The sequence below is a fragment of the Azoarcus sp. DD4 genome, from assembly GCF_006496635.1.
GTDB lineage: Bacteria > Pseudomonadota > Gammaproteobacteria > Burkholderiales > Rhodocyclaceae > Azoarcus.
Window position 1 is genome coordinate 1,011,756 of the sequence record NZ_CP022958.1, and the last position, 26,378, is coordinate 1,038,133.

General features: G+C 67.8%; 23 protein-coding genes. 7 read left to right on the forward strand and 16 right to left on the reverse strand.

The window, feature by feature from the left end; genetic code table 11:
- The first annotated feature begins 140 nt into the window (after positions 1 to 140).
- From CJ010_RS04850 to CJ010_RS04875, 6 genes are all read left to right on the forward strand, one after another.
- Positions 141 to 1,304 (forward strand): efflux RND transporter periplasmic adaptor subunit, encoded by a 1,164-nt coding sequence (locus tag CJ010_RS04850; protein WP_141016990.1) that lies wholly within the window; start codon positions 141 to 143, stop codon positions 1,302 to 1,304.
- 17 nt (positions 1,305 to 1,321) lie between these two features.
- Positions 1,322 to 4,375: an efflux RND transporter permease subunit gene (locus tag CJ010_RS04855; protein WP_141016991.1), complete on the forward strand. Its 3,054-nt coding sequence runs from the start codon at positions 1,322 to 1,324 to the stop codon at positions 4,373 to 4,375.
- A gap of 132 nt (positions 4,376 to 4,507) precedes the next feature.
- Positions 4,508 to 5,434, forward strand: coding sequence for a glycine--tRNA ligase subunit alpha (glyQ, locus tag CJ010_RS04860; RefSeq protein WP_141016992.1), 927 nt, complete (start codon positions 4,508 to 4,510; stop codon positions 5,432 to 5,434).
- Positions 5,431 to 7,518: a glycine--tRNA ligase subunit beta gene (gene glyS, locus CJ010_RS04865; protein WP_141016993.1), complete on the forward strand. Its 2,088-nt coding sequence runs from the start codon at positions 5,431 to 5,433 to the stop codon at positions 7,516 to 7,518. The genes glyQ and glyS overlap by 4 nt, the downstream gene beginning before the upstream one ends.
- A gap of 55 nt (positions 7,519 to 7,573) precedes the next feature.
- On the forward strand, positions 7,574 to 8,107 hold the full coding sequence (gmhB, locus tag CJ010_RS04870) for a D-glycero-beta-D-manno-heptose 1,7-bisphosphate 7-phosphatase (protein WP_141016994.1): 534 nt from the start codon (positions 7,574 to 7,576) through the stop codon (positions 8,105 to 8,107).
- An 18-nt stretch (positions 8,108 to 8,125) separates the two neighbouring features.
- On the forward strand, positions 8,126 to 8,887 hold the full coding sequence (locus tag CJ010_RS04875; protein ID WP_141016995.1) for a 1-acyl-sn-glycerol-3-phosphate acyltransferase: 762 nt from the start codon (positions 8,126 to 8,128) through the stop codon (positions 8,885 to 8,887).
- Positions 8,888 to 9,135: 248 nt separating this feature from the next.
- Here CJ010_RS04875 and CJ010_RS04880 read toward each other — a convergent pair whose 3' ends face one another.
- The 6 genes from CJ010_RS04880 to CJ010_RS04905 form a co-directional block, all read right to left on the reverse strand.
- Complete coding sequence (locus CJ010_RS04880) at positions 9,136 to 9,696, reverse strand: phasin family protein (RefSeq protein WP_371415688.1); 561 nt, start codon at positions 9,694 to 9,696, stop codon at positions 9,136 to 9,138.
- Positions 9,697 to 10,090: 394 nt separating this feature from the next.
- Positions 10,091 to 10,867, reverse strand: a complete 777-nt coding sequence (locus tag CJ010_RS04885) for an enoyl-CoA hydratase (RefSeq protein WP_141016996.1) — start codon at positions 10,865 to 10,867, stop codon at positions 10,091 to 10,093.
- A gap of 29 nt (positions 10,868 to 10,896) precedes the next feature.
- Positions 10,897 to 11,469, reverse strand: coding sequence for a lipopolysaccharide transport periplasmic protein LptA (lptA, locus tag CJ010_RS04890; protein WP_240794501.1), 573 nt, complete (start codon positions 11,467 to 11,469; stop codon positions 10,897 to 10,899).
- A complete protein-coding gene (lptC, locus tag CJ010_RS04895) occupies positions 11,466 to 12,044 on the reverse strand; it encodes an LPS export ABC transporter periplasmic protein LptC (protein ID WP_141016997.1) in 579 nt (192 codons plus the stop codon). Before lptC ends, lptA begins: the two co-directional genes overlap by 4 nt.
- A 12-nt stretch (positions 12,045 to 12,056) precedes the next feature.
- Complete coding sequence (locus tag CJ010_RS04900; RefSeq protein WP_141016998.1) at positions 12,057 to 12,578, reverse strand: HAD family hydrolase; 522 nt, start codon at positions 12,576 to 12,578, stop codon at positions 12,057 to 12,059.
- Positions 12,578 to 13,573: an SIS domain-containing protein gene (locus CJ010_RS04905; RefSeq protein WP_141016999.1), complete on the reverse strand. Its 996-nt coding sequence runs from the start codon at positions 13,571 to 13,573 to the stop codon at positions 12,578 to 12,580. The genes CJ010_RS04900 and CJ010_RS04905 overlap by 1 nt, the downstream gene beginning before the upstream one ends.
- Positions 13,574 to 13,802: 229 nt before the next feature.
- On the opposite strand from CJ010_RS04905, the gene CJ010_RS04910 reads away from it, so the two are divergent.
- A complete protein-coding gene (locus CJ010_RS04910) occupies positions 13,803 to 15,773 on the forward strand; it encodes a monovalent cation:proton antiporter family protein (protein WP_141017000.1) in 1,971 nt (656 codons plus the stop codon).
- A gap of 22 nt (positions 15,774 to 15,795) precedes the next feature.
- Here the strand turns inward: CJ010_RS04910 and CJ010_RS04915 are convergent, their stop codons facing one another.
- The 10 genes from CJ010_RS04915 to CJ010_RS04960 all read right to left on the reverse strand — a co-directional run bounded on the left by CJ010_RS04915 (position 15,796) and on the right by CJ010_RS04960 (position 26,063).
- The gene (locus CJ010_RS04915) at positions 15,796 to 16,443 is read right to left on the reverse strand and encodes a type II secretion system protein (protein WP_141017001.1); all 648 of its coding nucleotides are present in this window, start codon (positions 16,441 to 16,443) and stop codon (positions 15,796 to 15,798) included.
- Positions 16,444 to 16,490: 47 nt separating this feature from the next.
- Positions 16,491 to 17,195, reverse strand: a complete 705-nt coding sequence (locus tag CJ010_RS04920) for a type II secretion system protein (RefSeq protein ID WP_141017002.1) — start codon at positions 17,193 to 17,195, stop codon at positions 16,491 to 16,493.
- A complete protein-coding gene (locus CJ010_RS04925) occupies positions 17,183 to 18,442 on the reverse strand; it encodes a hypothetical protein (RefSeq protein ID WP_205754900.1) in 1,260 nt (419 codons plus the stop codon). The genes CJ010_RS04920 and CJ010_RS04925 overlap by 13 nt, the downstream gene beginning before the upstream one ends.
- A complete protein-coding gene (locus tag CJ010_RS04930) occupies positions 18,439 to 18,864 on the reverse strand; it encodes a hypothetical protein (protein ID WP_141017003.1) in 426 nt (141 codons plus the stop codon). Before CJ010_RS04930 ends, CJ010_RS04925 begins: the two co-directional genes overlap by 4 nt.
- Positions 18,861 to 19,454 (reverse strand): hypothetical protein, encoded by a 594-nt coding sequence (locus CJ010_RS04935; RefSeq protein WP_141017004.1) that lies wholly within the window; start codon positions 19,452 to 19,454, stop codon positions 18,861 to 18,863. Before CJ010_RS04935 ends, CJ010_RS04930 begins: the two co-directional genes overlap by 4 nt.
- Positions 19,451 to 20,935, reverse strand: a complete 1,485-nt coding sequence (locus tag CJ010_RS04940; RefSeq protein ID WP_141017005.1) for a hypothetical protein — start codon at positions 20,933 to 20,935, stop codon at positions 19,451 to 19,453. The genes CJ010_RS04935 and CJ010_RS04940 overlap by 4 nt, the downstream gene beginning before the upstream one ends.
- A 10-nt stretch (positions 20,936 to 20,945) precedes the next feature.
- The gene (locus CJ010_RS04945; RefSeq protein ID WP_240794502.1) at positions 20,946 to 22,088 is read right to left on the reverse strand and encodes a type II secretion system F family protein; all 1,143 of its coding nucleotides are present in this window, start codon (positions 22,086 to 22,088) and stop codon (positions 20,946 to 20,948) included.
- A 62-nt stretch (positions 22,089 to 22,150) separates the two neighbouring features.
- On the reverse strand, positions 22,151 to 23,878 hold the full coding sequence (locus tag CJ010_RS04950) for a GspE/PulE family protein (RefSeq protein ID WP_141017007.1): 1,728 nt from the start codon (positions 23,876 to 23,878) through the stop codon (positions 22,151 to 22,153).
- Entirely contained in the window at positions 23,875 to 24,615 is a 741-nt protein-coding gene (locus tag CJ010_RS04955) for a tetratricopeptide repeat protein (protein ID WP_141017008.1), read from the reverse strand. Before CJ010_RS04955 ends, CJ010_RS04950 begins: the two co-directional genes overlap by 4 nt.
- The gene (locus tag CJ010_RS04960; RefSeq protein WP_240794503.1) at positions 24,612 to 26,063 is read right to left on the reverse strand and encodes a secretin N-terminal domain-containing protein; all 1,452 of its coding nucleotides are present in this window, start codon (positions 26,061 to 26,063) and stop codon (positions 24,612 to 24,614) included. Before CJ010_RS04960 ends, CJ010_RS04955 begins: the two co-directional genes overlap by 4 nt.
- Between the last annotated feature and the right edge of the window lie 315 nt (positions 26,064 to 26,378).

Genomic DNA, 26,378 nt, shown 5'->3' on the forward strand with positions numbered 1-26,378 from the left:
GGGCGGGTTCGCGTGCGAACGCAGGCGTCATTGTTGCGCGACTGATGGTAGGCTTCGGTCCGCTGTTCTCACGATGACATTTGCGCGTTGCCGGCGCCGCTGTTCGCCCGGATTCTTCGCGCCCGTCCGCAGATACGATCATGAAAAGACTGCTTTCCCGTTCAACAGGGCTGGGGGCGGCGCTACTCCTTGCGCTGCCCGCCGCCTTCATCGGCCTGATGACGGTCTCATCCAGCGGCGCCGACGACGGCAAGCCGGCGGCTTCGCCGCGGCCGGCGCTGTCGGTCACGACCACCGTGCCGCAGCGCCAGAGCCTGCCGCTGCGCCTGGCCACCAACGGCGACATCGCCGCCTGGCAGGAAGCCAGCATAGGCGCCGGTGTGGGCGACCAGCGCCTGACCGAGGTGAAGGTCAACGTCGGCGACAGCGTGCGTGCCGGTGATCTGCTTGCTACCTTCAACGATGAAACCCTGCGCGCCGACGTCGCCCAGGCACGCGCCGCCCTGCTCGAAGCGGAGGCCGCCGCCGCCGAGGCGACTGCCAACGCCGAGCGTGCGCGCGGTCTGCGCGCGAGCGGGGCGATGAGCGAACAGCAGGTGGTGCAGTACCTCACCGCCGAACGGACCACCCAAGCACGCATCGCCGCCGCCCGCGCCACGCTGGCCGCGCACGAGGTGAGGCTGAAGCATACCCGCGTGCTGGCGCCCGACAATGGCGTGATCTCGTCGCGCAGCGCAACCGTCGGTGCGGTGGTCGGCGCCGGGGCCGAGCTCTTCCGCATGATCCGGCAGGGCCGGCTGGAGTGGCGAGCGGAGCTGACGGCCGCCGAACTCGGCCGCGTGCGCAGCGGAACCCGCGTGCAGCTCACGCTGGCCGACGGCAGCCGGGTGAGCGGGCGGGTGCGCATGGTGGCGCCCACCGTCGATCCGCGCACCCGCGCCGGGTTGGTGTACGTCGACCTGCCGGCCGCGACCGGCAAGGCGGCGGAAGAGGGTGGGCCCAAGGCAGGCATGTTCGCGCGCGGCGAATTCGAGCTTGGTGCCACCGATGCGCTCACCTTGCCGCAGCAGGCGGTGGTTGTGCGCGAGGCCTTTACCTACGTGTTCCGTGTCGGCGCCGACAATCGGGTGTCGCAGCTCAAGGTGCAGACAGGGCGGCGCGTCGGCGAACGCGTCGAGATCACCGGCGGGCTGGCCGACGACGCTAGGGTAGTGGCGACGGGGGCGGGCTTCCTCAACGAGGGCGACCTGGTGCGCGTGGTCGACGAGGCGGGCGCCGGGGCGGCGACGCCCGCCGGCCGCTGAACGGAGGGGCGCGCACGATGAACGTCTCCGCCTGGTCGATCCGCAACCCCATTCCCGCGGTGATGCTGTTCGTGCTGCTCAGCTTCGCCGGCGTGCTGTCCTTCAGCGCGATGAAGGTGCAGCAGTTCCCCGATATCGACCTGCCGACGGTGACGGTGACGGCCTCGCTGCCCGGCGCCACGCCTTCGCAGCTCGAGAACGACGTCGCCCGCAAGATCGAGAATTCGGTCGCGACCCTGCAGGGGCTCAAGCACATCTACACCAAGGCGCAGGACGGCAGCGTCACCCTCACCGTCGAGTTCCGCCTCGAGAAGCCGGTGCAGGAGGCGGTGGACGACGTGCGCTCGGCCGTGGCCAAGGTGCGTGCCGACCTGCCGGGCGATCTGCGCGACCCGGTGGTCAACAAGGTGGACCTGGCCGGCCAGCCGGTGCTCGCCTTCACCATCCGCTCGCCGCAGATGGACGAGGAAGCCCTGTCGTGGTTCGTCGACGACACCGTGTCGCGTCGCCTGCTGGCGGTGCGCGGCGTAGGCGCCGTCACGCGGGTGGGCGGCGTCACCCGCGAGCTGCAGGTCACGCTCGATCCGCTCCGGCTGCAGGCGCTCGGGACGACCGCGGCCGACATCTCGCGCCAGCTGCGCGAGGTGCAGACCGAGAGTGCGGGCGGCCGTACCGACCTCGGCGGCGGCGAGCAGCCGGTGCGCACGCTGGCGACGGTGGCCTCGGCCGCCGAACTGGCGGCGCTCCAGCTGGCGTTGCCGGACGGCCGCCGCATCCGGCTCTCCGAAGTGGCGACGGTGACCGACTCCTACGCCGAACCGCGCTCGGCCGCCTTGCTCAACGGTCAGCCGGTGGTCGGTTTCGAGGTCGCGCGCAGCCGTGGCGAGAGCGAGGTCGAAGTCGGCGCGGCGGTGCAGGCGGCGCTGGCGCAGCTGCGCGCCGCGCATCCCGACATGGAGATCACCGAGGCTTTCAATTTCGTCGCGCCCGTGGAGGAGGAGTACACCGGCTCGATGCAGCTGCTGTACGAGGGCGCCCTGCTGGCGGTGCTGGTGGTGTGGCTGTTCCTGCGCGACTGGCGGGCTACTTTCGTCTCGGCGGTGGCCTTGCCGCTGTCGGTGGTTCCCGCTTTCATCGGCATGTATCTGCTCGGCTTCTCGGTGAACGTGGTGACCCTGCTGGCGCTGTCGCTGGTGGTGGGTATCCTGGTGGATGACGCCATCGTCGAGGTCGAGAACATCGTGCGCCACCTGCGCATGGGCAAGTCGCCGTTCGAAGCGGCGATGGAGGCGGCGGACGAGATCGGCCTCGCGGTCATCGCCACCACCTTCACCCTGATTGCCGTCTTCCTGCCCACTGCCTTCATGAGCGGCGTGGCCGGCAAGTTCTTCAAGCAGTTCGGCTGGACTGCCTCGCTCGCGGTGTTCGCCTCCCTGGTGGTGGCGCGGGTGCTGACGCCGATGATGGCCGCCTACATCCTGAAGCCGCTCAGCGGCCTGCACCGCGAACCGCGCTGGCTGGAGTGGTACGCGCGCTGGGCGGAGCGCTGCCTCAAGCATCGCGGCCTGACGATGATCGCGGCGGCGGCCTTCTTCGTCGGCTCGGTGATGCTGATCCCGCTGCTGCCGACCGGCTTCATCCCGCCCGACGACAACTCCCAGACCCAGGTCTATCTCGAGCTGCCGCCCGGTTCCACGCTGGCCCAGACGCGCGCCGCGGCCGAGCACGCGCGCGCCTTGCTGGGGCGCGTGCCGCAGGTCGTAAGCGTCTACACCACCATCGGCGGCGGCACGGCGGGGGGCGATCCCTTTGCGCCCAAGAGCGCCGGCGAGGTGCGCAAGGCAACGCTCACGGTACTGCTGTCACCGCGCGGGCAGCGGCCGGTCAAGCAAGCGGTCGAAAACGAGATCCGCGCGGTGCTGGAGGCCTTGCCGGGCGTGCGCAGCAAAGTCGGGCTGGGCGGTTCGGGCGAAAAGTACATCCTGGTGCTCACCGGCGAGGATCCGCGTGCGCTGCAGGAGGCGGCGCTGGCGGTGGAGCGCGACCTGCGCACCATCCCCGGGCTGGGCAGCGTGGCCTCGACCGCCAGCCTGATCCGGCCCGAGATCGCCGTGCGGCCGGATTTCGCCCGTGCCGCCGACCTCGGCGTCACCAGCACGGCGATTGGCGACACCTTGCGCGTGGCCACCCTCGGCGACTACGACATGTCGCTGGCCAAGCTCAACCTCTCGCAGCGCCAGGTGCCCATCCTGGTGCGGCTGGATGAAAGCGCCCGCCAGGACCTCGCGGTGCTGGAGCGGCTGGCGGTGCCCGGCGCCGACGGGCCGGTGATGCTGGGCCAGGTGGCGTCGCTGGAAGTGGCCGGAGGGCCGGCGGTGATCGACCGCTACGACCGCGCGCGCAACATCAACTTCGAGATCGAGCTGTCCGGCCTGCCGCTGGGCGAGGTCACCGTGGCGGTGGCGAAGCTGCCGTCGGTGCAGAACCTGCCGCCGGGCGTGCGCGTGGTCGAGGTCGGCGATGCCGAGGTGATGGGCGAGCTTTTCGCCAGCTTCGGCCTGGCGATGCTGACCGGCGTGCTCTGCATCTACATTGTGCTGGTGCTGCTGTTCAAGGATCTGCTCCATCCGGTGACCATCCTGATGGCGCTGCCGCTGTCGCTGGGTGGCGCCTTCGTCGGCCTGCTGATCGCGCAGAAGAGCTTCTCGATGCCCTCGCTGATCGGCCTGATCATGCTGATGGGCATCGCCACCAAGAACTCCATCCTGCTGGTGGAGTACGCCATCGTCGCGCGCCGCGACCACGGCCTGTCGCGCACCGAGGCCTTGCTCGACGCCTGCCGCAAGCGTGCGCGGCCCATCGTCATGACCACCATCGCAATGGGCGCCGGGATGATGCCGATCGCCATCGGTGCCGGCGTTGCCGACACCAGCTTCCGCTCGCCGATGGCGATCGCGGTGATCGGCGGGCTGATCACCTCGACGGTACTGAGCCTGCTGGTAGTGCCGGCGGTGTTCACCTATGTGGACGGTTTCAAGAACCGCATGCTTCGTCTGTTGCGGCGCAGCTAGCCGAAGGTCCTTACCCGGCGGCGCCATGCCGCCGGGGCGATTCCAATGTCCCAAACTTCGCCGTGCCCCGGCGAATCCCAGTAAAATCCCGGTCTTTGTGTTCGCTGCGCGGCCCGGAGGCCGCCCGAGACCATGTCGCCAGTCCACACCAAGCCTACCTTCCAGCAAGTCATCCTCACGCTCCAGAAATTCTGGGGCGATCGCGGTTGCGTGCTGCTCCAGCCCTACGACCTCGAGGTCGGCGCCGGCACCTCGCACACCGCCACCTTCCTGCGCGCCATCGGCCCCGAACCCTGGAATGCCGCCTACGTGCAGCCCTCGCGCCGGCCCAAGGACGGCCGCTACGGCGAGAACCCCAACCGCCTGCAGCACTACTACCAGTACCAGGTGGTGCTCAAGCCGTCGCCGCTGAACATCCAGGAACTCTACCTCGACAGCCTGCGCGCGCTCGGCATCGACCCCAACGCGCACGACATCCGCTTCGTCGAGGACGACTGGGAGAACCCGACGCTCGGCGCCTGGGGCCTGGGCTGGGAGGTCTGGCTGGACGGCATGGAAGTCACCCAGTTCACCTACTTCCAGCAGGTCGGCGGTCTCGACTGCAAGCCGGTGCTGGGCGAGATCACCTACGGTCTGGAGCGCCTGGCGATGTATCTGCAGGGAGTCGAGAACGTCTATGACCTCACCTGGGCGGTGTATCCGGACGGTTCCAAGGTCACCTACGGCGACGTCTATCACCAGAACGAAGTCGAGCAGTCGAAGTACAACTTCGAGCACTCCAACGTCGATTTCCTGTTCTCGCTGTTCAACAACTACGAGTCCGAGGCCAAGCGCCTGATGGAAGCCGGGCTGGCGCTGCCGGCCTACGAGATGGTGCTGAAGGCGGCGCACAACTTCAACATGCTGGACGCCCGCGGCGCGATTTCGGTGACCGAGCGCGCCGCCTACATCGGCCGCATCCGCAACCTGTCGCGCGCGGTCGCGCAGGCGTATTTCGAATCCCGCGAGGCGCTCGGCTTTCCGATGCTGCCGCAACAGAACAAGGAGGCCGCGCAATGACGGCCAATACCCTGCTCGTCGAACTGCTCACCGAGGAACTGCCGCCCAAGGCGCTGCCGCGCCTGGGTGAAACCTTCGCCACCCGGATCGCCGAAGGCCTCAAGGCGCGCGGGCTCGCCGCCGCCGACGCCTCCTTCCGCTGGTTCGCCAGCCCGCGCCGCATCGCCATCGTGATGCCGGGCGTCGCCGCCGAAGCTGCCGCCAAGGAAATCACCGAAAAGCTGATGCCGGTCGCGGTCGCCCTCGATGCCGAAGGCAAGCCGACCCCTGCGCTGCTGAAGAAGATGGAAGCCAAGGGCATCCCCGCCGCTGCGGTCGCCGGCTTCGAGCGTCGCCTGGACGGCAAGGCCGAGGCGCTGTTCCACACCGCCACAGTGGCCGGCGCCAAGCTCGCCGAGGTGCTCGCCGCCATCGTGCACGACGCGGTCAAGGCGCTGCCCATCCCCAAGGTGATGCGCTGGGGCGATGGCGACGCCACCTTCGTGCGCCCGGTGCACAAGCTGGTGATGCTGCATGGCGCCGAGGTGGTGCCGGGCCGGGTGCTCGACCTCGATGCCGGCCGCACGACCCGCGGCCACCGCTTCATGAGCCGCGGCGAGATCGACATCGCTACCGCCGACGCCTACGAGCCGACCCTGCTCGCCGAAGGCAAGGTGGTGCCGGACTTCGCCGGGCGCCGTGCCGACATCGAGCGCCAGCTGCTGGCCGAGGCTGCCCGGCAGGGCGCGCTGCTGGATGACTACGCCGACCTGCTCGACGAGGTCACCGCGCTGGTCGAGCATCCGACGGTGTACGTCGGAGAATTCGAAGCCGAATTCCTCGCCGTGCCGCAGGAATGCCTGATCCTGACGATGCGCGCCAACCAGAAGTATTTCCCGCTGTTCGACGCCGCCGGCAAGCTGCAGAACCGCTTCCTCATCGTCTCCAACATGCGCATGGAAGACCCGGTGAACATCGTCACCGGCAACGCCCGCGTGGTGCGCCCGCGCCTGTCGGACGCGCGCTTCTTCTTCGAGACCGACAAGAAGCACAAGCTCGACTCGCGCCTGCCGCGGCTGGCCAATGTGGTCTATCACAACAAGCTCGGCAGCGTGCTCGAACGCGTCGAACGCCTCGAAGCGCTCGCCGGCAAGATCGCCGCGCGGCTGTCCGCCGACGAGGTTGCCGCCCGTCGCGCCGCGCGTCTGGCCAAAGCCGATCTCGTTACCGAGATGGTGGGCGAGTTCCCCGAGCTGCAGGGCATCATGGGCCGCTACTACGCGCTCCACGACGGCGAAGGCGCGGTCGTCGCCGACGCGGTGCAGGCCCACTACCAGCCGCGCTTCGCCGGCGATGCGCTGCCGGCGGGCAATGTCGCCAGCGCGGTGGCGCTGGCCGACAAGCTCGACGCGCTGGTCGGCTTCTTCGGCATCGGCATGGTGCCGACCGGCGACAAGGACCCGTTCGCGCTGCGCCGTGCCGCGCTCGGCGTGCTGCGCATCCTGATGGAAGCGCCGCTGCCGCTGGATCTGGCAGCGCTGGTGGCGGATGCCGCCGCCGGCTTCAAGCCCGGCCTGCTCACCGCCGACGGCTTCCAGGCACAACTGCTCGACTTCATGCGCGAACGCCTGAAGAACCTGCTGAGGGAGAACGGCGGCGAAGTGGCCGCGGTGGACGCGGTGCTGGCGCTGGCGCCGACCCGCATCGACCTGGTGCCGGCCAAGCTCGCCGCGGTCGAGGCCTTCCGCGCGCTGCCGGAAGCCGAGGCGCTGGCCGCGGCCAACAAGCGCATCGTCAACATCCTCAAGAAGGCGGAGGGTACGCCGGGCGAGCCCGACGTCGCGCTGTTGCAGGAAGACGCCGAGAAGGCGCTGTTCCACCGCGTGATCGAGATCGCACCGCTGGTGAGGTCGCACGTGAACAACGAGGACTACACCGACGCGCTGTGCGTGCTCGCCGGCCTGCGTGCCGAGGTGGACGCCTTCTTCGACGGCGTGATGGTGATGGCCGAGGAGCCGCTGACGCGGCAGAACCGCCTCGCGCTGCTCGCCCAGCTCGCCGGCCTGATGAACCAGGTGGCCGACATCTCGCGGCTGTCTGCCTGACACGACCGGCCCGGCAGCCGCCGGGCCGCGTTCTTCTTCCGCGCGGAGCGCACGCATGAAGCTCATCATTCTCGACCGCGACGGCGTCATCAATTACGACTCCGACCAGTTCATCAAGTCGCCGGACGAATGGAAGCCCATCCCGGGCTCGCTGGAGGCGATCGCCAAGCTCAACCAGTGGGGCTGGCGGGTGGTGGTTGCGTCCAACCAGTCGGGCGTGGGCCGCGGACTCTTCGGCATGGATACGCTCAACGCCATCAACGACAAGATGGTGAAGAGCCTGGCCCAGGTCGGCGGCCGGCTCGACGCCATCTTCTTCTGCCCGCACGCCGCCGATTCCACCTGTGACTGCCGCAAGCCCAAGCCCGGCCTGTTCCGGCAGATCGCCGAGCGCTTCAACGTCGATCTCACCGCGGTGCCGGCCGTGGGCGACAGCCTGCGCGACCTCCAGGCCGGCGTGGCGGTAGGCTGCCAGCCCTACCTGGTGCTGACAGGCAAGGGCCTGAAGACGCGCGAGGATCCGGCGCTGCCCGAACAAACCCTCGTCTATCCCGATCTGGCCTCCGTGGTCGCCGATCTCACCGCCTGAAGCTGTCCGAGCGATACCGTGATCTTTCTGCGTTCCTTCCTGTTCGCCATCGTGCTCGCGGTGGTGACGCCGCCCTATGCCATCATCGGCATGCTGATGTTCCCGTTCTCGCCGCACCTGCGCCATCGCGTGATCACCTCGTGGGCGCCGCTGGTGATGTGGTTCGTGCGTCATCTGCTGGGCATCCGCTACCGCGTGGTCGGCGCCGAGAACATTCCCGCCGGGCCGGCGGTGATCCTCTCCAAGCACCAGTCCGCCTGGGAGACGATGGCACTGCAGGTGATCTTTCCGCCGCTGTGCTTCGTGCTCAAGCGCGAGTTGCTGAAGGTGCCGTTCTTCGGTTGGGGGCTGGCACAGATCCCGGGCATCGCGATCGACCGCGCCGCGGGCAAGGATGCGCTGGCGCAGGTGGTGGAGCAGGGGCGTGCCCGCCTGAAGGAAGGCTTCTGGGTGGTCGTGTTTCCGGAGGGAACGCGGGTGGCGCCGGGCACGACGCGCCGCTACAAGGTGGGCGGCACGTGGCTGGCCAAGCGCGCAGGGGTGCCGGTGGTGCCGGTGGCGCACAATGCCGGCGAGTTCTGGCGGCGCAACGCCTTCCTCAAGTATCCGGGCGAGATCGTTGTCAGCATCGGTCCGGTGATCGAGGTGAAGGGCGCCAAGGTGGAGCAGATCAACCGTCAGGCGGAGGAGTGGATCGAGGGCGAGATGCGTCGCCTGTTTCCCCACCACTACGCCGGCGGCGAAGGCGTGATCGTCGAGGACGAGCCCGCCGGGTCGTGATGGGCCCCCACGTTCGCGCGGCGTGCTACACGGTGCCGACGCCGTAACGCACCGCGTACTGCACGAGTTCGGCGTTGTTGCGCAGATCGAGTTTTCCAGGATGCGGCTGCGAGGTGCTAACCGTCGAGGACGGCCGCTGGAAGCTGCTCGATCGATAGTGGCCCCGCCTGCGCGAGCAGAAAAACAAACGGCCCCGCGCAGGCGGGGCCGTTTTGCCTCACCCGGCCGAAGCCGGGAGCGGGTTCAGCTTAGGCAACCTTCTTGGAAGCAGCCTTGCTGGTGGTGGTGACAGCCTTGACGGTGGCGTTGGTCGCGGCAGCCACGTTGGCTTCGGCGATCTCGGCAACCTGCTTGGCGGCCTTGCTGACGCTGTCGTAGGCGCTGTTGGCGGCGGCGATGGCCGACTTGACAGCGGCGACGGCGACGTCGGAGCCGGCCGGGGCGGACTTGGCAGCCTTGTCGAGGGCGGTGGCGATGTTCTTGTTCAGCTCGGCAACCTGGGCTTCGAAGAGCTTGGAGATTTCTTCCTGGCTCTGGGAGGCGATCTCGTAGACGCTGCGGTTGTACGCAACGGCCTTCTCGATCAGCGGCTGGGCCAACGAGGTCTGCAGGCTGACGAATTCCTGGACGTCCTTGGCGGCGAACAGGGCCTTGGTGTTGGCGACGCCGTCTTCCAGCACCGAGCGGGCGGTGTTCAGGTTCAGCGCGGCCAGACGCTCGGCGTTGGCGAAAGCGGAGTTGGCCAGGGTCAAGAGGGTCTCGACATTGGCTTTTGCGGCGGAGGCGAATTGCTCAGGGGTAGCAGTCATGGTGATCTCCTTGGTAGGACGTCTATACATCGCGGCCTGGGGCCGACGCTGTGATGTTGCATCGCAACATTGAGGCTGATTATAAGGTTGAAAACCCCACTGTCAACCCCTTCTTTGTGCGTCGCACAATCCGGGGCGGATTATTGCATTCAATGCCTTACGTCTGCCTGACAGACTTGCTCGGCAAGGACGCGATGCCGCGCAGCACCGTGCGATTTCCGCCGGCTGGCGGAAGCTGCCGGGAAGCTGCAGTGCCAAGAATGGCCTTGCGATGTTGCCGGGCGATGACGTCGCCGATGGAGAGGGGGGCGGAGCGGGAAGCGCATCCGTGTTGCCTGGCGGTTGCCGCATCCAGGCGGCCGGGGCCGCCCGTGCGGCGGCCCCGGGGACTGGTTCAGTCGTGACGGAAATCGGGCTTGCGCTTCTCGACGAAGGCGGCCATGCCTTCCTTCTGGTCGTTGAGCGCGAAGGCCGAATGGAAGACGCGGCGTTCGAACAGCAGGCCTTCGTTGAGACTGCTTTCGAAGGCGCGGTTCACCGACTCCTTGATCATCATCACCACCGGCAGCGAGAAGCCGGCAATGGTTTCGGCAGCGGCCAGGGTTTCGTCCAGCAGCTTGTCGGCTGGCACGACGCGCGACACCAGGCCAGCCCTTTCCGCCTCGGCGGCGTCCATGAAGCGGGCGGTGAGGCACATGTCCATCGCCTTGGCCTTGCCGACCGCGCGCGGCAGGCGCTGGGTGCCGCCGGCGCCCGGCAGGATGCCGAGCTTGACTTCGGGCTGGCCGAACCTGGCGGTATCGGCGGCGATGATGATGTCGCACATCATTGCCAGTTCGCAGCCACCGCCGAGGGCGAAGCCCGCCACCGCGGCGATGACCGGCTTGCGGCAGGTCTTGACGCGTTCCCAGTTGCGGGTGATGTAGTCGCCCTTGTAGGCGTCCATGTACGAGAAACTGGCCATGGCGCCGATATCGGCGCCGGCGGCGAAAGCCTTTTCGGAGCCGGTGATGACGATGGCGCCGATGTTCTCGTCGGCCTCGTAGGCGTCGAGGGCCCGGCCGATTTCGTCGACCAGATTGTCGTTGAGGGCGTTGAGCGCTTTCGGCCGGTTCAGGGTGATGAGGCCGACGCGACCGCGCGTCTCGGTAAGGATGAGTTCGAAAGTCATGCTATCTCCTGCGCTCTTGCGCGGTTTTCTCAGGGCTTGCCGTCGGTTGCGGCGCCCGCTTTGTTGTCACTTTTGGGCTGGATCACCGCACGCACGCGGCCATCACCGCTGGCTGCGGTGGGGGCGGCGCCGGGTGCGTTGGTGACGAGGTAGTTCTCGCTCATCGAGTCGTACTCGATGAAGTGGCCCCGGACTTCGTCGCCGCCGCTGGTGACCTTGGCGCGGACGAAGAGCTTGGCTTTCTCGGTGCGGCTGTTGTACTCGATACGCTCGGCTTCGCCGTTCACGTATTCGTTGCTGCCTTCGCGCTTCTGGCGGAAGGTGGCCAGGCGCTGGCCGGCGGCAGTGGCAACCCCGTTCTGGAAACCACTGGCGTCCTGGGTGACGACGAGTTTGTCGCCCTTGATCACGAGCGTGCCCTGGGTGAGGACGACGTCGCCCTCGAAGATGTGCACCTTGTTGCGATCATCCACGGTGACCTTGTTGGCCTCGATGTTGACCGGCTGGTCGCGATCGGCGCGTTCGGCCAGGGCGAGCGGGCTGACGACACAGAGCGCGAGCAAGACGGCGAACAACTGGGGGCGGGACGGATGGGTCTTCATGAAGGATTCCCTTGGCGGCGGGGCAGGTGGACCCGGGCTTGACCGATGAGCTCCAGGGTGCCGAACAGGTTGTTGGCGCGCAGGCCGAGCGCCTGTGCGGTGTTGCGACCCTGGACGAGCGATACCGGTGACTGGCTTTCGGCGCGGTGGTCGTCGGGCCACAGGCTGAGGGTTTCGGTATCGAGGCTCAGATCCGAGCCGTTGCCGTCTCCTCCGCGGCGTACCCTGACGCTGCCGGAAAGATCCACGCGCTCACCGCCGGGCGAGACTTCGCCTTGGGCGGCGGTGATGCGGGTGGCGCGTCCCTCGGATGTCAGCACCAGCCGCGGCAGGGCGACGCGGGTGATGTCGCCCTGCGGGAAATGGGCGATGCGCTCGCTGTCGAGTTCGTAGCGCTGGCTGCCGTCGGCACCGAAGCCGACGATGCGGGCCTGCTCGGCGACGAAATCCGGACCGGTCTGCTGGCGCGCGACGGTGCTTGGCGCTTCGTCGCGGGAAACGCGTTCCAGCCAGACCGAGGCGCCGGCAAGGAGGGCGAGTGCGATTACCGGGTAGAGTCGATAGGCGGTCTGCATCGGAGGTCCGGCTCAGTCGAGGTAGCGTGCATGCATGGCATCGAGTACGCCGCGGCTTGCCAGCAGGAAGTCGCAGACCTCGCGCGCCGCACCGCGACCGCCTCCCAGGCTGGCGACGTAGCCGACATGCTCGCGCACGAAGGGATGACCGTCGGCTGGCGTGGCAGAGAAGCCGCAGGCGCGCAGGATGGGCAGGTCGACCACGTCGTCGCCCATGTAGCCGGCGTCGCCACGGGCCAGGCCGCGACGGGCGAGGAGCGCGTCGAGGCAGGCGCGTTTGTCCTCGACGCCCATGTGCAGCTCGGAGATGCCGAGGTTGGCGGCGCGGAGTGCGAGCGCCTTGGAACTGCGGCCGCTGATGATGACGACCTCGATGCCGGCCTGCTGCAGCATCTTGAGACCGTGGCCGTCGAGGCTGGAGAAGACCTTGATCTCTTCCCCTTGTGGGGTGAAGTAGAGATTGCCGTCGGTCAGGACGCCATCGACATCGAAACCCATCAGGCGTATGCGGGCGGCGGTTTCACGCATCGTCATCAGATCACCTTGGCGAGCATGAGGTCGTGGGTGGTGAGCGCGCCGGCGAGTCTGCCGTCGCCATCGAGCACCAGCAACTGGCTGATGCGCAGGCGTTCCATCATTTCGGCCGCTTCGACGGCGAGCGCATCGGGGCCGATGTGGCGCGGGTTCGCCGTCATGACCTCGGCAATGCGAGCACAGCGCACGTCGATGCCCTTCTCGAGCGTACGGCGAAGATCGCCGTCGGTGAAGATGCCGAGCGGTCTGTCGGCCGCATCAGCCACCATCGTCATGCCCATGCCGCCGCGCGTCATGGCGAGCAGGGCTTCGCCGAGCGCGGCATCGCCGGCGACCACAGGCACCGCTCCGGCCGGGCGCATGACGTCGCTGACGTGGGTCAGCAGGCGGCGGCCGAGCGATCCGCCAGGGTGGGAGCGGGCGAAGTCGTCGGCGCCGAAGCCGCGCGCATCGAGCAGGGCTACCGCAAGCGCGTCGCTGAGCGCCAGCGCGGCGGTGGTGCTGGCAGTGGGGGCTAGGTTGAGCGGACAGGCTTCTTCGCTGACGGCGGCGTCCAGGTGGACATCGGCCTCGCGCGCCAGCGGCGAATCCGGCCGGCCGGTGAGCGCGATCAGGCGGGCGCCCTGGCGCTTGACCAGCGGCACGATCATCAGCAGCTCTTCGCTGGCGCCGGAATTCGACAGCGCGATCACCACGTCTTCGGGCGTGATCATGCCGAGGTCGCCGTGGGCAGCCTCGGCGGCGTGGACGAAGTAGGCGGGGGTGCCGGTGCTGGCAAGCGTGGCGGCGAATTTGCGGGCGATGTGGCCAGATTTGCCGATGCCGGTGACGATCACCCGGCCGCGCCTATCGAGAATGAGCTGGACGGCGCGCTCGAAGTCGGTGCCGATGCGCTCGGCGAGCGCCAGCACTGCAGCGGCTTCGATGCGGAGTACGCGTCGGGCCAGGTCGGCGACACGGGGCAGTGACGGAGCGTCGGGCGCGATTGGGTCCATACAGGCGGAGCGGTTACACTGGTGAAAACGCGGCAAAAAGCCTTCCTGCTGCTTTGCGGACCTGACGGACAGGGCCTGCCGGACAACGGGCCGCCGTGCTGCATCGCCGCATCGGCAGTCGGTAAGGCTGCTGGTGCCCGGTATCCGCTTCGGATGGCCGGCCCGCGATTGTATAACAACTTGGGTGCCCTCCCGGGCCGCCCGGCGAGACAAGAGCCCGCCCCGCCAGATGCTGAACACCCTCGATCTCGTCCTGCTCCTGCTGGCCGCCGCCGTCGTGCTGGTGGCCGTGCTGCGCAGCGTCAACCTGCCGCCGGTGCTGGGATATCTGCTGGTCGGGGCGATGGTCGGACCGCATGCCCTCAAGCTGGTGCCGGAATCCGAGGGCGCGCGTCACCTTGCCGAGTTCGGCGTGGTGTTCCTGATGTTCTCGATCGGTCTGGAATTCTCGCTGCCGCGCCTGTATGCGATGAAGCGCATCGTTTTTGGCCTTGGTTCCGCCCAGGTGCTCGGCAGTATCGCGTTGACGCTGCTGATCGGACGTACGACAGGACTCGGCTGGGTGGCCAGTTTCGCGCTCGGCGGCACGCTGGCCATGTCCTCGACCGCGATCCTGTCCAAGTTGCTCGCCGACCGTCTGGAGCTCGACAGCCGTCACGGGCGCGAGATCATCGGCGTGCTGTTGTTCCAGGACATCGCGGTAGTGCCGCTGCTGATCCTGCTGCCCGCCTTGTCGCGCCCGGCCGAGGAACTGGCGGTGACGCTCGGCCTGGCCGCGCTCAAGGCAGCGGTGTTGCTGGCGCTGGTGCTGGTGTTCGGGCCGCGTCTCATGCGCTGGTGGTTCACCGTGGTGGCTCGGCGGCGCTCCGGCGAGCTCTTCATGCTCAATGTACTGTTGATCACGCTGGGGCTGGCCTGGCTGTCGGAACTGGTCGGGCTGTCGCTCGCACTCGGTGCCTTTCTCGCCGGCATGCTGATCTCCGAGACCGAGTACCGCTACCAGGTGGAAGAGGACATCAAGCCCTTCCGCGACGTCCTGCTCGGGCTCTTTTTCGTTACCGTAGGCATGTTCCTCGATGTCAAGACCATCGTCTGGAACCTGCCGGCGGTGATAGGCATGGTGCTGGCGCTACTGGTGTGCAAATTCGCGATCGTGTTCGCGGCTTCGCGTGCCTTCGGTTCGCCACCGGGGACCGCGATGCGCTCGGGCCTGTGGCTGTGCGCCGGCGGCGAATTCGGCTTCGTGCTGCTGTCGGAGATCGTCGGTCTGAAGTTGATGCCGGCAGGACTGATCCAGGTGACGGTCGCCGCCCTGGTCCTGTCCATGCTGCTGGCGCCGCTGATCGTGCAGGTGAGCGACAAGCTGGTGATGCGCTTCGTTGCGTCCGAGTGGTTGCTGCGGTCGATGGAGCTGACGCGGGTGGCGGCGCAGTCGCTCAATACCGACAAGCACATCATCGTTTGCGGCTACGGCCGCAGCGGCCAGTACATGGCGCGTTTTCTCGAGCAGGAAAACGTCAGCTACGTCGCGCTGGACCTCGATCCGGAACGGGTGCGCGAGGCGGGCGCTGCCGGCGATACGGTGGTCTACGGCGACGCCGCCCGCCGCGAGACGCTGATGGCCGCCGGCATCATGCGGGCGAGTGCGCTGGTGATTTCGTTCGCCGAGGTCGAGGCGGCGCTACGCGTGATGCACCATGCCCATGCCTTGCGACCTGGCTTGCCTATCGTGGTGCGGGCGGCCGACGAAGCCGACATGGAGAAGCTGTCGCTTGGCGGCGCGGCAGAGGTGGTGCCTGAGGCCTTCGAAGGCAGCATCATGCTGGCTTCCCATGCGCTGGCCTTGATCGGTGTTCCGCTCAGTCGGGTGGTCAAGCGCATCCGCGATATCCGCAATCAGCGCTATGCCCTGATGCGTGGCTTCTTCCATGGCGCGACGGACGTCGGCGAGGCCATGGACAGCAGCCAGGCGCGGCTGCATTCGGTGACGGTGCCGTCGGCCGCAGCTTCGATTGGCCACACCATAGGCGAGCTTGGGCTCGACGAGTTCGGCGTCGGCGTGTCGGCGGTACGTCGGCACGGCATCCGCGGGCTGTCGCCGGGCCCGGAGACGCGCATCCACGAAGGCGATGTCGTCGTGCTGCTCGGCCTGCCGCAGGGGCTGGAGCTGGCCGAACAACGCTTGCTCAAGGGCGGGTGAGCGGACGACATGTCGGCTTTGGTCAGAAGCCGAGGCAGAGCACGTAGCTGAGCGTTTCGTCGAGCGGTGTTGCCGCTCCGAGTGCGCTCAGGCCGGTGCTGCCCTGGATGCCGGCGCGCAGACTGCCGGTCGCCGGTTCGCCATCGTCGAGTGCGAGGTCAATCTGGCGGACGAAGCGCCCGGGAATGGCTGCCGAGCATATCGTGTGCGTGCCGGGCACGCCGAGCGGTGCGGCTGCGCCGATGCTTTGCACTCCAAGCCGTCCACCTTCCGCGTTGCGTGGCAGGTAGCCCGCGTCGGCCGCATCGGTGGAGCCGGCCGCGAGTCCGGCCATGCGGACGTGCTGCCAGAACAGGAAGGCCTCCGAATTGGTGCTGTCGTTCCAGTTGCCACCGATCTGGCCGTCGCCGTTTCCGTTCGTGGTGCATTCGGTAGCGGCAGCCTGGCACAGATGGCGCCTTGCATTTGCGTCGTCACCAGGGGCGGAGCGGAATTTGTCCTGGTAACTGTGCAACAGCAGCGGGATGCTGCGGAAGTCCTGGGTGAGATTCTTGACCTTGGCGCTGTTGATCAGCTCCTGGCCCTTGAGGACGCCGCCCAGCATCAGGCCGATGATGACGAGGACGATGGCGATCTCGACCAGGGTGAAACCGGTTTGGGATGTTCGCATGTAGGGGACTCCGGGAAGGTGGCAAGGGAAGACGATCGGCGTGCACGTCACAGCCTGCCCGCCTGGGCCAGCCGCGCAATCAGCAAGGGTTGGCCCAGCCAGATCAGCAGGTCGTCGAATTCGGCGGTGGCTTCGCCGGCCTGGTAGGCTGGATGCGCACTCGAGTAGCTCGCGTTGCGGCCGTCGGCGCGCTGGTTCGGTCCGGTGGAGTACACGACGGCGACCGCACGCGATTCGCTGGTGACCGTGATCGCGTGGTCGTCGTGGTCGTATATCTGCAGATTGGAGACAGGGACTGTGTCCGCGCGTATCGGCGCGTCGCCGCGGCTGTAGGCGCCGTCCGGCCGGTAGCGCCAGTGGCCGGTCCAGGGGGCGGTGGCAGTGGCGCGGGGGCTGCCCCAGGCATCGGTCGGCTCCAGGCCCAGGCTGCGCCAAGGTAGGCGGCCTTCGACGGTGTCGTCGCAAGGGGGCGGGCTCTCCAGACCGTAGCCGGGGCTGGCTGGGTCGGACTCCAGGCTGGCACAGGGCAGACGGCCGTGGATGATGGCGAAGCCCGTCAGCGCCTGTTCGATGTCGTGCAGCTGGCCGAGCGTGCTGCGGCGTTTTTGCTCGTCGAGGCGGGCCTCCAGCGGCAGCAGCAGGCCGCCGGCCAGCAGTGTGATGACAACCAGCACGACCGCCAGCTCAGCGAGGGTGAATCCGCCAGCGTGGTGACGGGAGGGATAGCTGGGGTGGTTTGTCAGGGCAGGCACCGGATCACGTCCTCATGGGCAGGCCGCGCCGGCTCGGCGATCGCGAAATGACGGTGACCGGCGAGCAGGCCTTCGCCGCTCGCCAGCACGGCCGGGTTCGGTCCTTCGAAGTAGTTGCGGTGGTCGGCACGGTCGGCGACCGTAGCCCGGGTCTGGCGGCCCGGCTGGCTGCGGATGCGTTCGCCGCCGAAGATTAGGGCGAGCCGACAGTGCTCGATCATGGTTTCGTTCGGCGCCGTGGCCGATTCGCTGAGTTCGGCCGCAATGCAGGCCTCGCCACCGATGCAGAGCAGGAAGCGGAACTGGTTGCGCCAGTTGTCGTGGGCGTCGGCCGCCGCGTCGGTGAGACCGAGTGCGGCGGCTGTCGGGAGTGCGCCGCCGGCCATGGTACCGAGCTGTGTGTCGGCATGGACGGCGACAAAGTCGTGCTGGTGGCTTGCGGTGGCGAGCGCTGCTGCCGCGCGGTCGATGACCGTGTCGATGAAGGCTGCAAAGTCGCTGCGGCGACGCAAGGCGTCGAAGATGTCATCCACCGTCAGCCAGGACAGCAGGTCGTTGTTGGCGACGCTGTCCGTCGTGCCCTGCTGCACGCTGTGCACGCCGGAAGGTTTGGCGGGATAGGCCGCGTCGAGATAGCCGGCAAGGTCGGTGTCGGCCGAAGTGCTGCCGCTGCAACGGCTGCCGGGGAGGTAGGGGCGTTGCTGCATGGGAAGCGCGCCGCCGGGGGCGAGGACAACGCCGACAGCACGTGCCGGTGGCGAATCGTCGAGCGTGAGCCGGACGCCGCTGGCCGCGACGACGTCGAACTGCCCGGCGGAATCCCAGTTCAGTACCAGGGGCTTGGGGTTGTTCTTGACGCTGTCGGCGACGGCATACCACAGGCATTCGCCCCAGCCGTCGTGCAGATCGCCAAGGCCGAGTGTCCGATAGGGCAGGCGGCCGATCGCCCCTAGTCCGCGCGCGCCGCAGGCACCGGCCGGGGAGCCGTCGTTGTCGCCGTCCGGGCAGGGCAGGTAGCCATAGCCCTGGCCGGGGTGGCGCTCCGGGTAACTGAGGGCGTAGCCGGCGAGCGCCATGCGTGCTTCGGCGAGGACGGCGATGCTGCGTGCCTGCGCGTGGCCGCGCGCGATGGCGGCAAGATCCCGATGTGCCAGCAGCAGGGCGACGGCTGCCATCGCACCCAGCAGCAACAGGGCGATGGCGGCGAAACCGTCCTGTTCGGACGCTCCCCGTGGCGCCCGGATCATGGTGCGGCGACCCTGTGTTCGGAGGCGACAGCCGTCGAGTCGTGCCGTTGGACGTCGGGCAGCGGATCGATGCGCTCACCGCCTGGCCAGACGTGGTTTTCGCCGATGTACAGCGGCCGGCTCGGTGTATCGGTGGCGATGAGCCGGAGTTGGCGCGAACCGTCGACCTTCAGGCGTTCGTCGGGCTGCTGCGCGTTGCCGTTGATCCAGATGGTGCTGCGGCCACTGCGGCTGCGGAGTACTCCATCGATGCGCAGTGTGTCCGTTGCCGCCGGGGCTGGCGCGGGAGCGGACGGCCGGTCGAGCGCAGCGCGCTCGGCCGGCGTGAAGAACAGGCGGCCGAGTGTTGGCGCGACGCGTGGTTCGGCAACTCCGGACGTGCTGACCAGGACGAGCGACAGCAACGTCAGCCGGCGGATCACGATGCCTCTCCGGCCGGCGGTCGGATGTTCAACCAGGCAAACTCGCAACGAATCTGCAGCGCCATTGCGGCGGCCACCTCCGTTGATGGCAGGCGTTCGACGGCGCAGCCGCGGACGCTCACTGCGGCCGATGCTTCATGCCGCAGTGTATCCAGCAGATCCAGCAGGGCCTGCTCATGGCGCACGGTAGCGTGCAGCTTGATGGTGCTGGCCATCAGGACCGGGAGATTCGCGCCCTGGGGTGACAGCGGGCGCGGTGTGCTTGCCGTGTAGTCGCCGTCAGCGATTCCGTGCTCTGCGAGGATGCGATGCAAGGCGGCGTCGCGTAGCGCCTCATGGTCGGCTGCAACCACGCCGCGCTCCACGAGTGCCCGGTAGCGTGTCGCAAAGCCGCGCAGCTGGGCGGCGCTGGCTTCGAGCTGTGCGAGCCGCAGGGTAGCGTTGTCGTGTACCGCTTGCGCGTCGGCCAGTGCGTGATCCAGCTGGCGATGTTCGGCCTGCGTCGCTGCCACCAGCGCACCGCCAGCCAGCGCTGTGATGAGTGCGAACAGCAATGGCAGGCGCAGCGGGAGCGGAATGCGGCTGATCATGAGGGCTCCTGCTCCTGGCGACGATCCTGAAGTTCGATATGCAGTCCGCCAGACGAGCCGGACTGATGGTCGAGGATGGGGGCCTGGGGATGGCTGGCCGGACGCGGTCGCAGGACGGTGCGGATGTCGTCACGCCGGGCAAGCTGCGCCAGGATGCTGCTCCGCAGGGTGGCCAGGTTTTGGGTGGGATCGCTCTCCGCTGGGGGAATTTCCAGTGCGACGGCAAGCGTCATTGCCCCGCCGGCCCGCGCGTTGGGCGTCGGGGCGCGACTCCAGGTCAGCGTCCGCAATGCGATGGCCGGATGCGTGTCGAGCGCGTCGCCCAGCGCAGCGAGCAGGTGCTGCGGATCGCCGTCCAGCGCGGTCTGCTGCGTCAGCGTGTCGAGTACTTGACCCAAGGCCCCCGGCGGGGCGGGCAGGGGCGGCAGGCTTGCGAGCAGGCTGTCGTGGCGGAGCTGCTGGCGGTTGGCTGCCGTAGTCAGATCGTTGATTCGCGCCGCATGATGCTGGTTGCCGGCGGCCAGCCAGGCGGAGAGTAGTGCGGCACCGATACCAATGCCGAAGCCAGCCGCGCCAATGCGACGGCCAAGGCGATGAAGTCGATCGATCTGGCGCACCGCCGCTGGCGCGCAATGGGGCAGGCCGCGAGGGCGGAGCGCCTGATTCAGGAGCAGCAGCACGCTCGCATCTGCTTCGTCGGTGCAGTCGATGCCGAGCTCGCGGCACAGCGACCGGGATTCCAGCGTCTGGTATTCGATCCCGGCGCTGACCGCGGGCTGCGGGGGGCAGGGGGCGCCGTGTCGTTGCGACAGGAGTTCGACAACACGTAGGTTCGCACCGTGCTCGATCAAATCGTGGGCGTAGAGATAGGCATGCGTGCGTTGCAGGGCACCCGTGTCGGTGGCCGCAAGTAGCCTTGAGTAGCGCAGGCGCCCGTGTTCGAAAAGACTGTGTCGCATGCTCCCGGCGTGCTCGCTGACGAGCAGGAAGCGCCCCTGCAGTTCCGGGTGACGGCGCGCCAGCCGGCTCATCAGGCGGTCGAATACCACGGCGACGAGATGAACACCGGTGACGCGCGCCTGCTGTTCGGCCAGGACGGCCAGCCAGGGCATGAGCGGCTCGGGGCGGGGCAGAGAGCACAGCAACACGTTTTCATAGGGCGGGGCTTCGGTGCTTGTGCCAAGCGAGAGGGCTGCGCCACAGGGACTGCCGAAACTGTGCTGGTCCAGGCGGCGTTGAATCAGTGCTTCGCGGTCGCTGCCGCGGGCTCGGGGCAGGTGCTCCAGCTCGTAGGTTTCGTCCGGCAGGTCGACGATCAATGTCAGGCGACTGGAGCCGGCTCGCGCGGCTAGCCATTCGGCGAATGCCGGCGGGCCGTCGCTGCCGGGCGAAAAGTGCACGACCGCATCGAAGCTGCGCCCCCTGGCTTGCCAGATGGTCAGGCCGTGCGTGTCGAGCAGGAGCAGGTGCGGGGCGGACATGTGCGGTGCCTCAGAGGGGTAGCCGGCCGAGAATGTCGTAGATCGGGCCGAGCACGGCACTCATGATCCACAGCATCAGCCCGCCGAGCACTACCGTGAGCAGCGGCTCGATGGCCGCCTGCATGCGCTGGATGGAGTCCTGCACCTCGCGTTCGTAGTAGCGGACGAGGTGGCCGAGCGCGACGTCGAGGGCGCCGCTGTGTTCGCCGACGTGCAGCATGCGCACCAGCAGCGGTGGAAAGAGCGCCGCAGCGGCGATTGCGCTGCTGAGATCGTGGCCTGAATCGATGCGCTCGCCGGCCTCGCGCAGGCTGCGCCGGACGACGGTGTTGCCGGCTGTGTCTGCTGCCGTGTGCAGGGCATCGATGATGGGAATACCGGCCTCGTACATCAGCCCGAGCAGCTTGCAGACGCGCGCCAGCAGCAACTTGCTCAGCAGTGGGCCGCAGACCGGCAGACGCAGCAAGGCCGCGTCGTAGCGAGCGCGCGCCGAGGGGGCGTGGGCGATGGCGGCGCGCAATCCGATGACCGTCGCGAGTGCGGCGAATACGAGCAAGGCGCCGTATTCGCCGACGAAAGCCGACAGGGCTAGCAACATCCTCGTTTGCAGCGGCAGCGTCTGCCCTATGCTCTGGAACAGACGGGCCACTTCGGGAATGACGAAGACCAGTGCGACGCCGACGGCCGCCAGCAGTAAGGTGCCGACGAAGGCGGGATAGATGGCTATGCGGCGGGTGTAGGCGGCCAGTGCGTCGGCCTGCTCAAGCGATGCGGCGAGGTCGCGCAGCACCTGCGGCAAGCGGCCCGCTTGTTCGCCGGCACGCAGCAGGCAGATGAAGACGGCATCGAAGGCTTCGGGATGCGCGGCGCATGCCGCCGACAGTGTCTGACCGCCTTCGACACCTGCAGCGACGGTACCGACGATCTCGCGCAAGCGTGGTTCGGCGGTGGAGGCGTGCAGGTCGGCCAGTCCTTCGAGGATGGGCACGCCGGCAGCCAGGAGATGTTCGAGATGGAAGCAGAGGCTGACCAGGTCGCGCCGTGGAATGCGCCGGCCGGGAAGGCGACGTGCGCGGACCGGCTCGCCGTTGATCAGGACCAGGCCGATGCGCGCCAGGCGCGCCTCGAGTTCGGCGAGGTTGAGCGCGTCCATCTTTCCTCTTTGGAGCCGACCGTCGGCTCTGGCGGCGCGGTAGCGGTGGCGCGGCATGGGTGTCAGTGTCCGGTGAAGCCGGGATCAATCACACGCAGCAGCTCCTCCAGCGAGGTGCTGCCGTCGCGTACCCGCCGCAGGCCGTCCTCGGCGAGCGGACGAAAACCGCGGTTGCGGGCGTGGGCGAGGATTTCGCGCTGACTGGCGCGGCGGGTGACGAGTTCGTCGAGTTCCGCGTCCATGCGCAGGATTTCCATGATGGCCACGCGCCCGCGGTAGCCCTGGAAGTCGCAGAGGCGGCAGCCGGTCGCGCGGTAGCGCGTGGCTGGTTGGCCATCTGCGGCGAGACCGAGCAGTGGCACGGTCCAGGCTTCGGCTTCGACGGCTTCCAGGCAGTGGGGGCAGAGCTTGCGCACCAGGCGCTGGGCGATGATGCCGACGATGTTGCCGGCGAGCAGTTCGGCGCGAATTCCGAGGTCGAGCAGGCGCGGCAGGGCACCGATCGCGGAATTCGTGTGCAGGGTCGAATAGACCTGGTGGCCGGTGATGGCGGCGCGTAGCGCCATCGCCGCCGTGTCGGCGTCGCGGATCTCGCCGACCAGGATGACGTCCGGATCCTGGCGCAGCATGGCGCGCACGCCGTCAGCGAAATTCAGGCGGCTGGCTTCGGCGATCGAGGACTGGCGCAGCAACGGGGTCGGGTATTCGACCGGATCCTCCAGGGTCATGATGTTCCGGTCTTCGGTGTTGATATGGCCGAGTACGGAATACAGCGTCGTGGTCTTGCCGCTGCCGGTCGGGCCGGTGACCAGGATCAGACCTTCGGGCCGGGCGATCATGCGCTCGAGCGCGTCGAAGTTGGGTGGAGTGAGCCCGAGCGCGTCGAGAGGAACGATGCCCTTGTTGCGATCGAGAATGCGCAGCACGACATTCTCGCCGTGCAGGGTGGGCAGACAGGAAACGCGGAAGTCCACCGCATGGCCGTTGATGTCGAGGCTGATGCGGCCATCCTGCGGCGCGCGTGTTTCCGCGATGTTGAGGCCGGCCATGACCTTGATCCGGACCGCCATCGCCGGCCAGTAGGACTTGTGCAGGGCGTGGGTCTGGCGCAGCAGGCCGTCGATGCGGCAACGGATGCGGAGAAAGTGGGCTTCTGGTTCGAAATGGAGATCGGAAGCTTCGCGCTTGACGGCATCGATCAGCAGCGCGTCCACAAGACGGACTATCGGCTGGCTGTAGTTGTCCGCGCCCGTCGCCATGCTGCGCAGGTCGACTTCGCCGGTCTCGAGTTCGTGCAGGATGCTGTCGATGGACCGGGGGTGTCCGTAGTAGCGTTCGATCGCACGACCGATCTCGGCGGCGCCGGCCAGCATGCTCTCGACATCGGTGCCGTCTGCCAGCAAGGACCGCAGCTTGTCGATCACCACGCTGTCGTCCGCCTCCGCGGTTGCTATCGTCAGCACCCGACGTCGGCTGTCGAAGTGAAGCGGCAGGACACGGTGCCGGCGGGCGAATTCGAAGGGGACACGGGCTAGCGCCTCGGTGTCGGCGATGACTTGGGCGAGGTCGATGCTGCGCCGGCCGACTGCTTGTGACAAGGTGTCGCGCAGTGTGCCTTCGGAGACGAAGCCGAGCTCCACCAGCAGTGTCACCAGTGGGCGTTGGCGGCGCTCCTGCTCCAGCCGGACGATCCGCAGCTGGTCTTTACTGACGAGGCCGGCCGCCAGCAATGCCTGGTCCAGCGTCCCGCTATCGCCGGCTGGCTCGAGGTGGGCGGAGCTGTTCGTCACGGCTGTTCGAGCTCCTGCAGTCTTCCGCTTGCCGTCAGTGGATCGAAGGAGGCGGGACGCTGGCGCGCTGCAGCCAGGGCAAGACGGTAGAAGTTGGCCGCAGGCAGCCTTTGGTGAAGTTGATCGAGGCTGGCGGCAAGATTGAACAGGATGTCGGGATCGTCGGCGTCCAGCGTATGGGCCTGAAAGTAGGCCTGCTGGGCTTCGGCCCAGCGACTTTGTCGCGCCAGTGCATTGCCGAGCGCGAAGTGAAGTACGGCTGCGTGCGTCTGGTGGGCGATCAGCCGGCGCAGACGCGATTCGGCGTCGCGGGGGTGGAGCGTGTGGTCGAGGTCGACCAGCCGGCTGTGCGCCAGCGCGTCGAGGGGCGCCAGGACGAGACTGTGGCGAAACCAGGCGATGGCTTCATCCGGGCGGCCTTCGCGCAACGCCAGACTCGCCAGGCCGTTGCTCGCTTCGACACTGGCGGGGTCGCGTCGCAGCAGTTCCTGATAGTGGTGGTGCGCAGTTGCAAGATCTCCATCGCGGAAGGCAGCGTAGGCCAACTGTGACGGTGACGACGTGTCGGCGGGCATGGGCTTGCGCTGGATCGGTCCCAGGCCGGTTGGCGGGGCCGGGCCGCCAGGATCGTCGGCGAGGGCGGGAACTGCTGCGGCGAGGATCAGGAGCATGCCGAGCAGCACTGCCTGCCGCTGACCCGGGCGCGAGCTGGCACTGCGAAGGAGGCCTGCCATCATTGTCCGGCCTCCCCAAACTGCAGCGGCTGGCCGTGGGGGGCGGCGACGCGGAAGAAGTCGGCTGCCGGCAGGTGCCGGCGCTGGCCGGCGAAGCCCGCGGCAAGTGTGGGGTCGTCGATGACGACGGGCCGCAGGAATATGACCAGTTCGGTGCGCTTCACCGCGTTGTCGCGATGCGTGAATGCTTCGCCGAGCAGGGGCAGGCGGCCGAGCAGCGGAATGCGGCCGGTGTCGTAATCGATCTTGTCTTCCATCAGACCGCCCAGCACCGCGATCTCGCCGCTGCGCAGGCGCAGCACGGATTCGATTTCGCGAGTGCGAATCTGCGGCACGCGATTGGGAATGTCGCGCAGCGAGGGATTGGGGTCGTCCTTGAAGCCGGAAATGCTGGAGATCGTCGGCCGTACATTGAGGATGATTTCGCCGCTCTCGCTGATCTGCGCGGTAAGCGCCATCACCATGCCGACCGAGACCGATTGCGGCGTGGTGGTCGCGGTGATCTTCTCGCGGCTGCTGTCTTCGTACTCGGTGGTCGAGGCATCGACCAGGAAATAGACGACTTCTTCAACCACCTTGAGCATGGCCGTCTGGTTGTTGAGTACCGAAAGCCTGGGGCTGGAAAGGATCTTGGTGGTGCCGAAGGTTTCGAGCAGGTCGAGCTTGATGTCGAGGTTGCCGGACAGATAGGACAGGGTCGGCACGATGCCGCTGCCGTCGCCGCTGCCACGTGGTTCGACCTTCCAGTCCGGCGAGCCGAGCCTGCGCCAGTCGATGCCCTGCTGATAGCCGTCGCCGAGCGCGACCTCGACGATGGTGGCTTCTATCATCACCTGGCGGCGGGCGGCGCGCTGGATGTGGTCGATGAATTCGCCGACCCGTTCATGCTGGCGGCCACTGGCATTGACCATCAGCACTCCGCCCTCCCGATTGGCGACCACCGCGGATGAATCGGGCGGCACCCCGAGAACGGCGCGGATGCTGGATTCCAGCGACTCCCAGAAGCGGTTGGCCGAGCTGGATTCGATCTGCGTGACCGAGGCGTTGCCGCCACCGCCGGTCCGCGTCCCACCCACCGCCGTGGATGTGGTGGCGATCTGGGTGCTGGTGGCGACCGTGCCGTTCATCCCGCGGCTGAGATTGACGTAGTCGACCCGGTAGGTGCGTTGGACCGGGCTGTCGGGCATGACGATCAGGTTCGGGCCATTCAGCTCGAAACGCATGTCGACCTGACGGGCGATGCGCGTCAGCAGTTGGGGCAGGGTCTGATCGATGGCGTTGAGGGTGACGCTGCCCTGCAGGCCGGGGTGAATGTCGACATTGAGTCCGCTGTCGCGCGCAAGGGCAAACAGCAGTGACTCGATCGCAACCTTGTTCACTACGACGGAGTAGGTTTCCGCGGCCTCGATGGTGGTCGGCCGTATCGGGGCGGGTAATGCGAAGCTGCGCATGAGAGGCCGCGGTGCCGGTGCCCCCGGCGTCTGTGGTTGAGTCTCTGTGCCGAGGTGGCCTGCCGGCGACCGGGGCGCCGGCAGTTGCGCACAGGCGGCAACAAGCAGGGCGGCAGCGAGCGTCAGGTGGGTGTTCCAGCGCATGGCGAGAGGTCTTGAAAATTCCGTCGTCATGATACCGGCTTGTGCCGCGCAGGCAAGAAGAAATTATGCAAATGAGATTTTTCGGGCCTCGTGTGGGGTGGGGAGCCGTTGGAGGCGCGGCGGCCGGACTTGCACGCGTTGTCGCGTTGCAACAGGCAGCAGCGCGAGCGC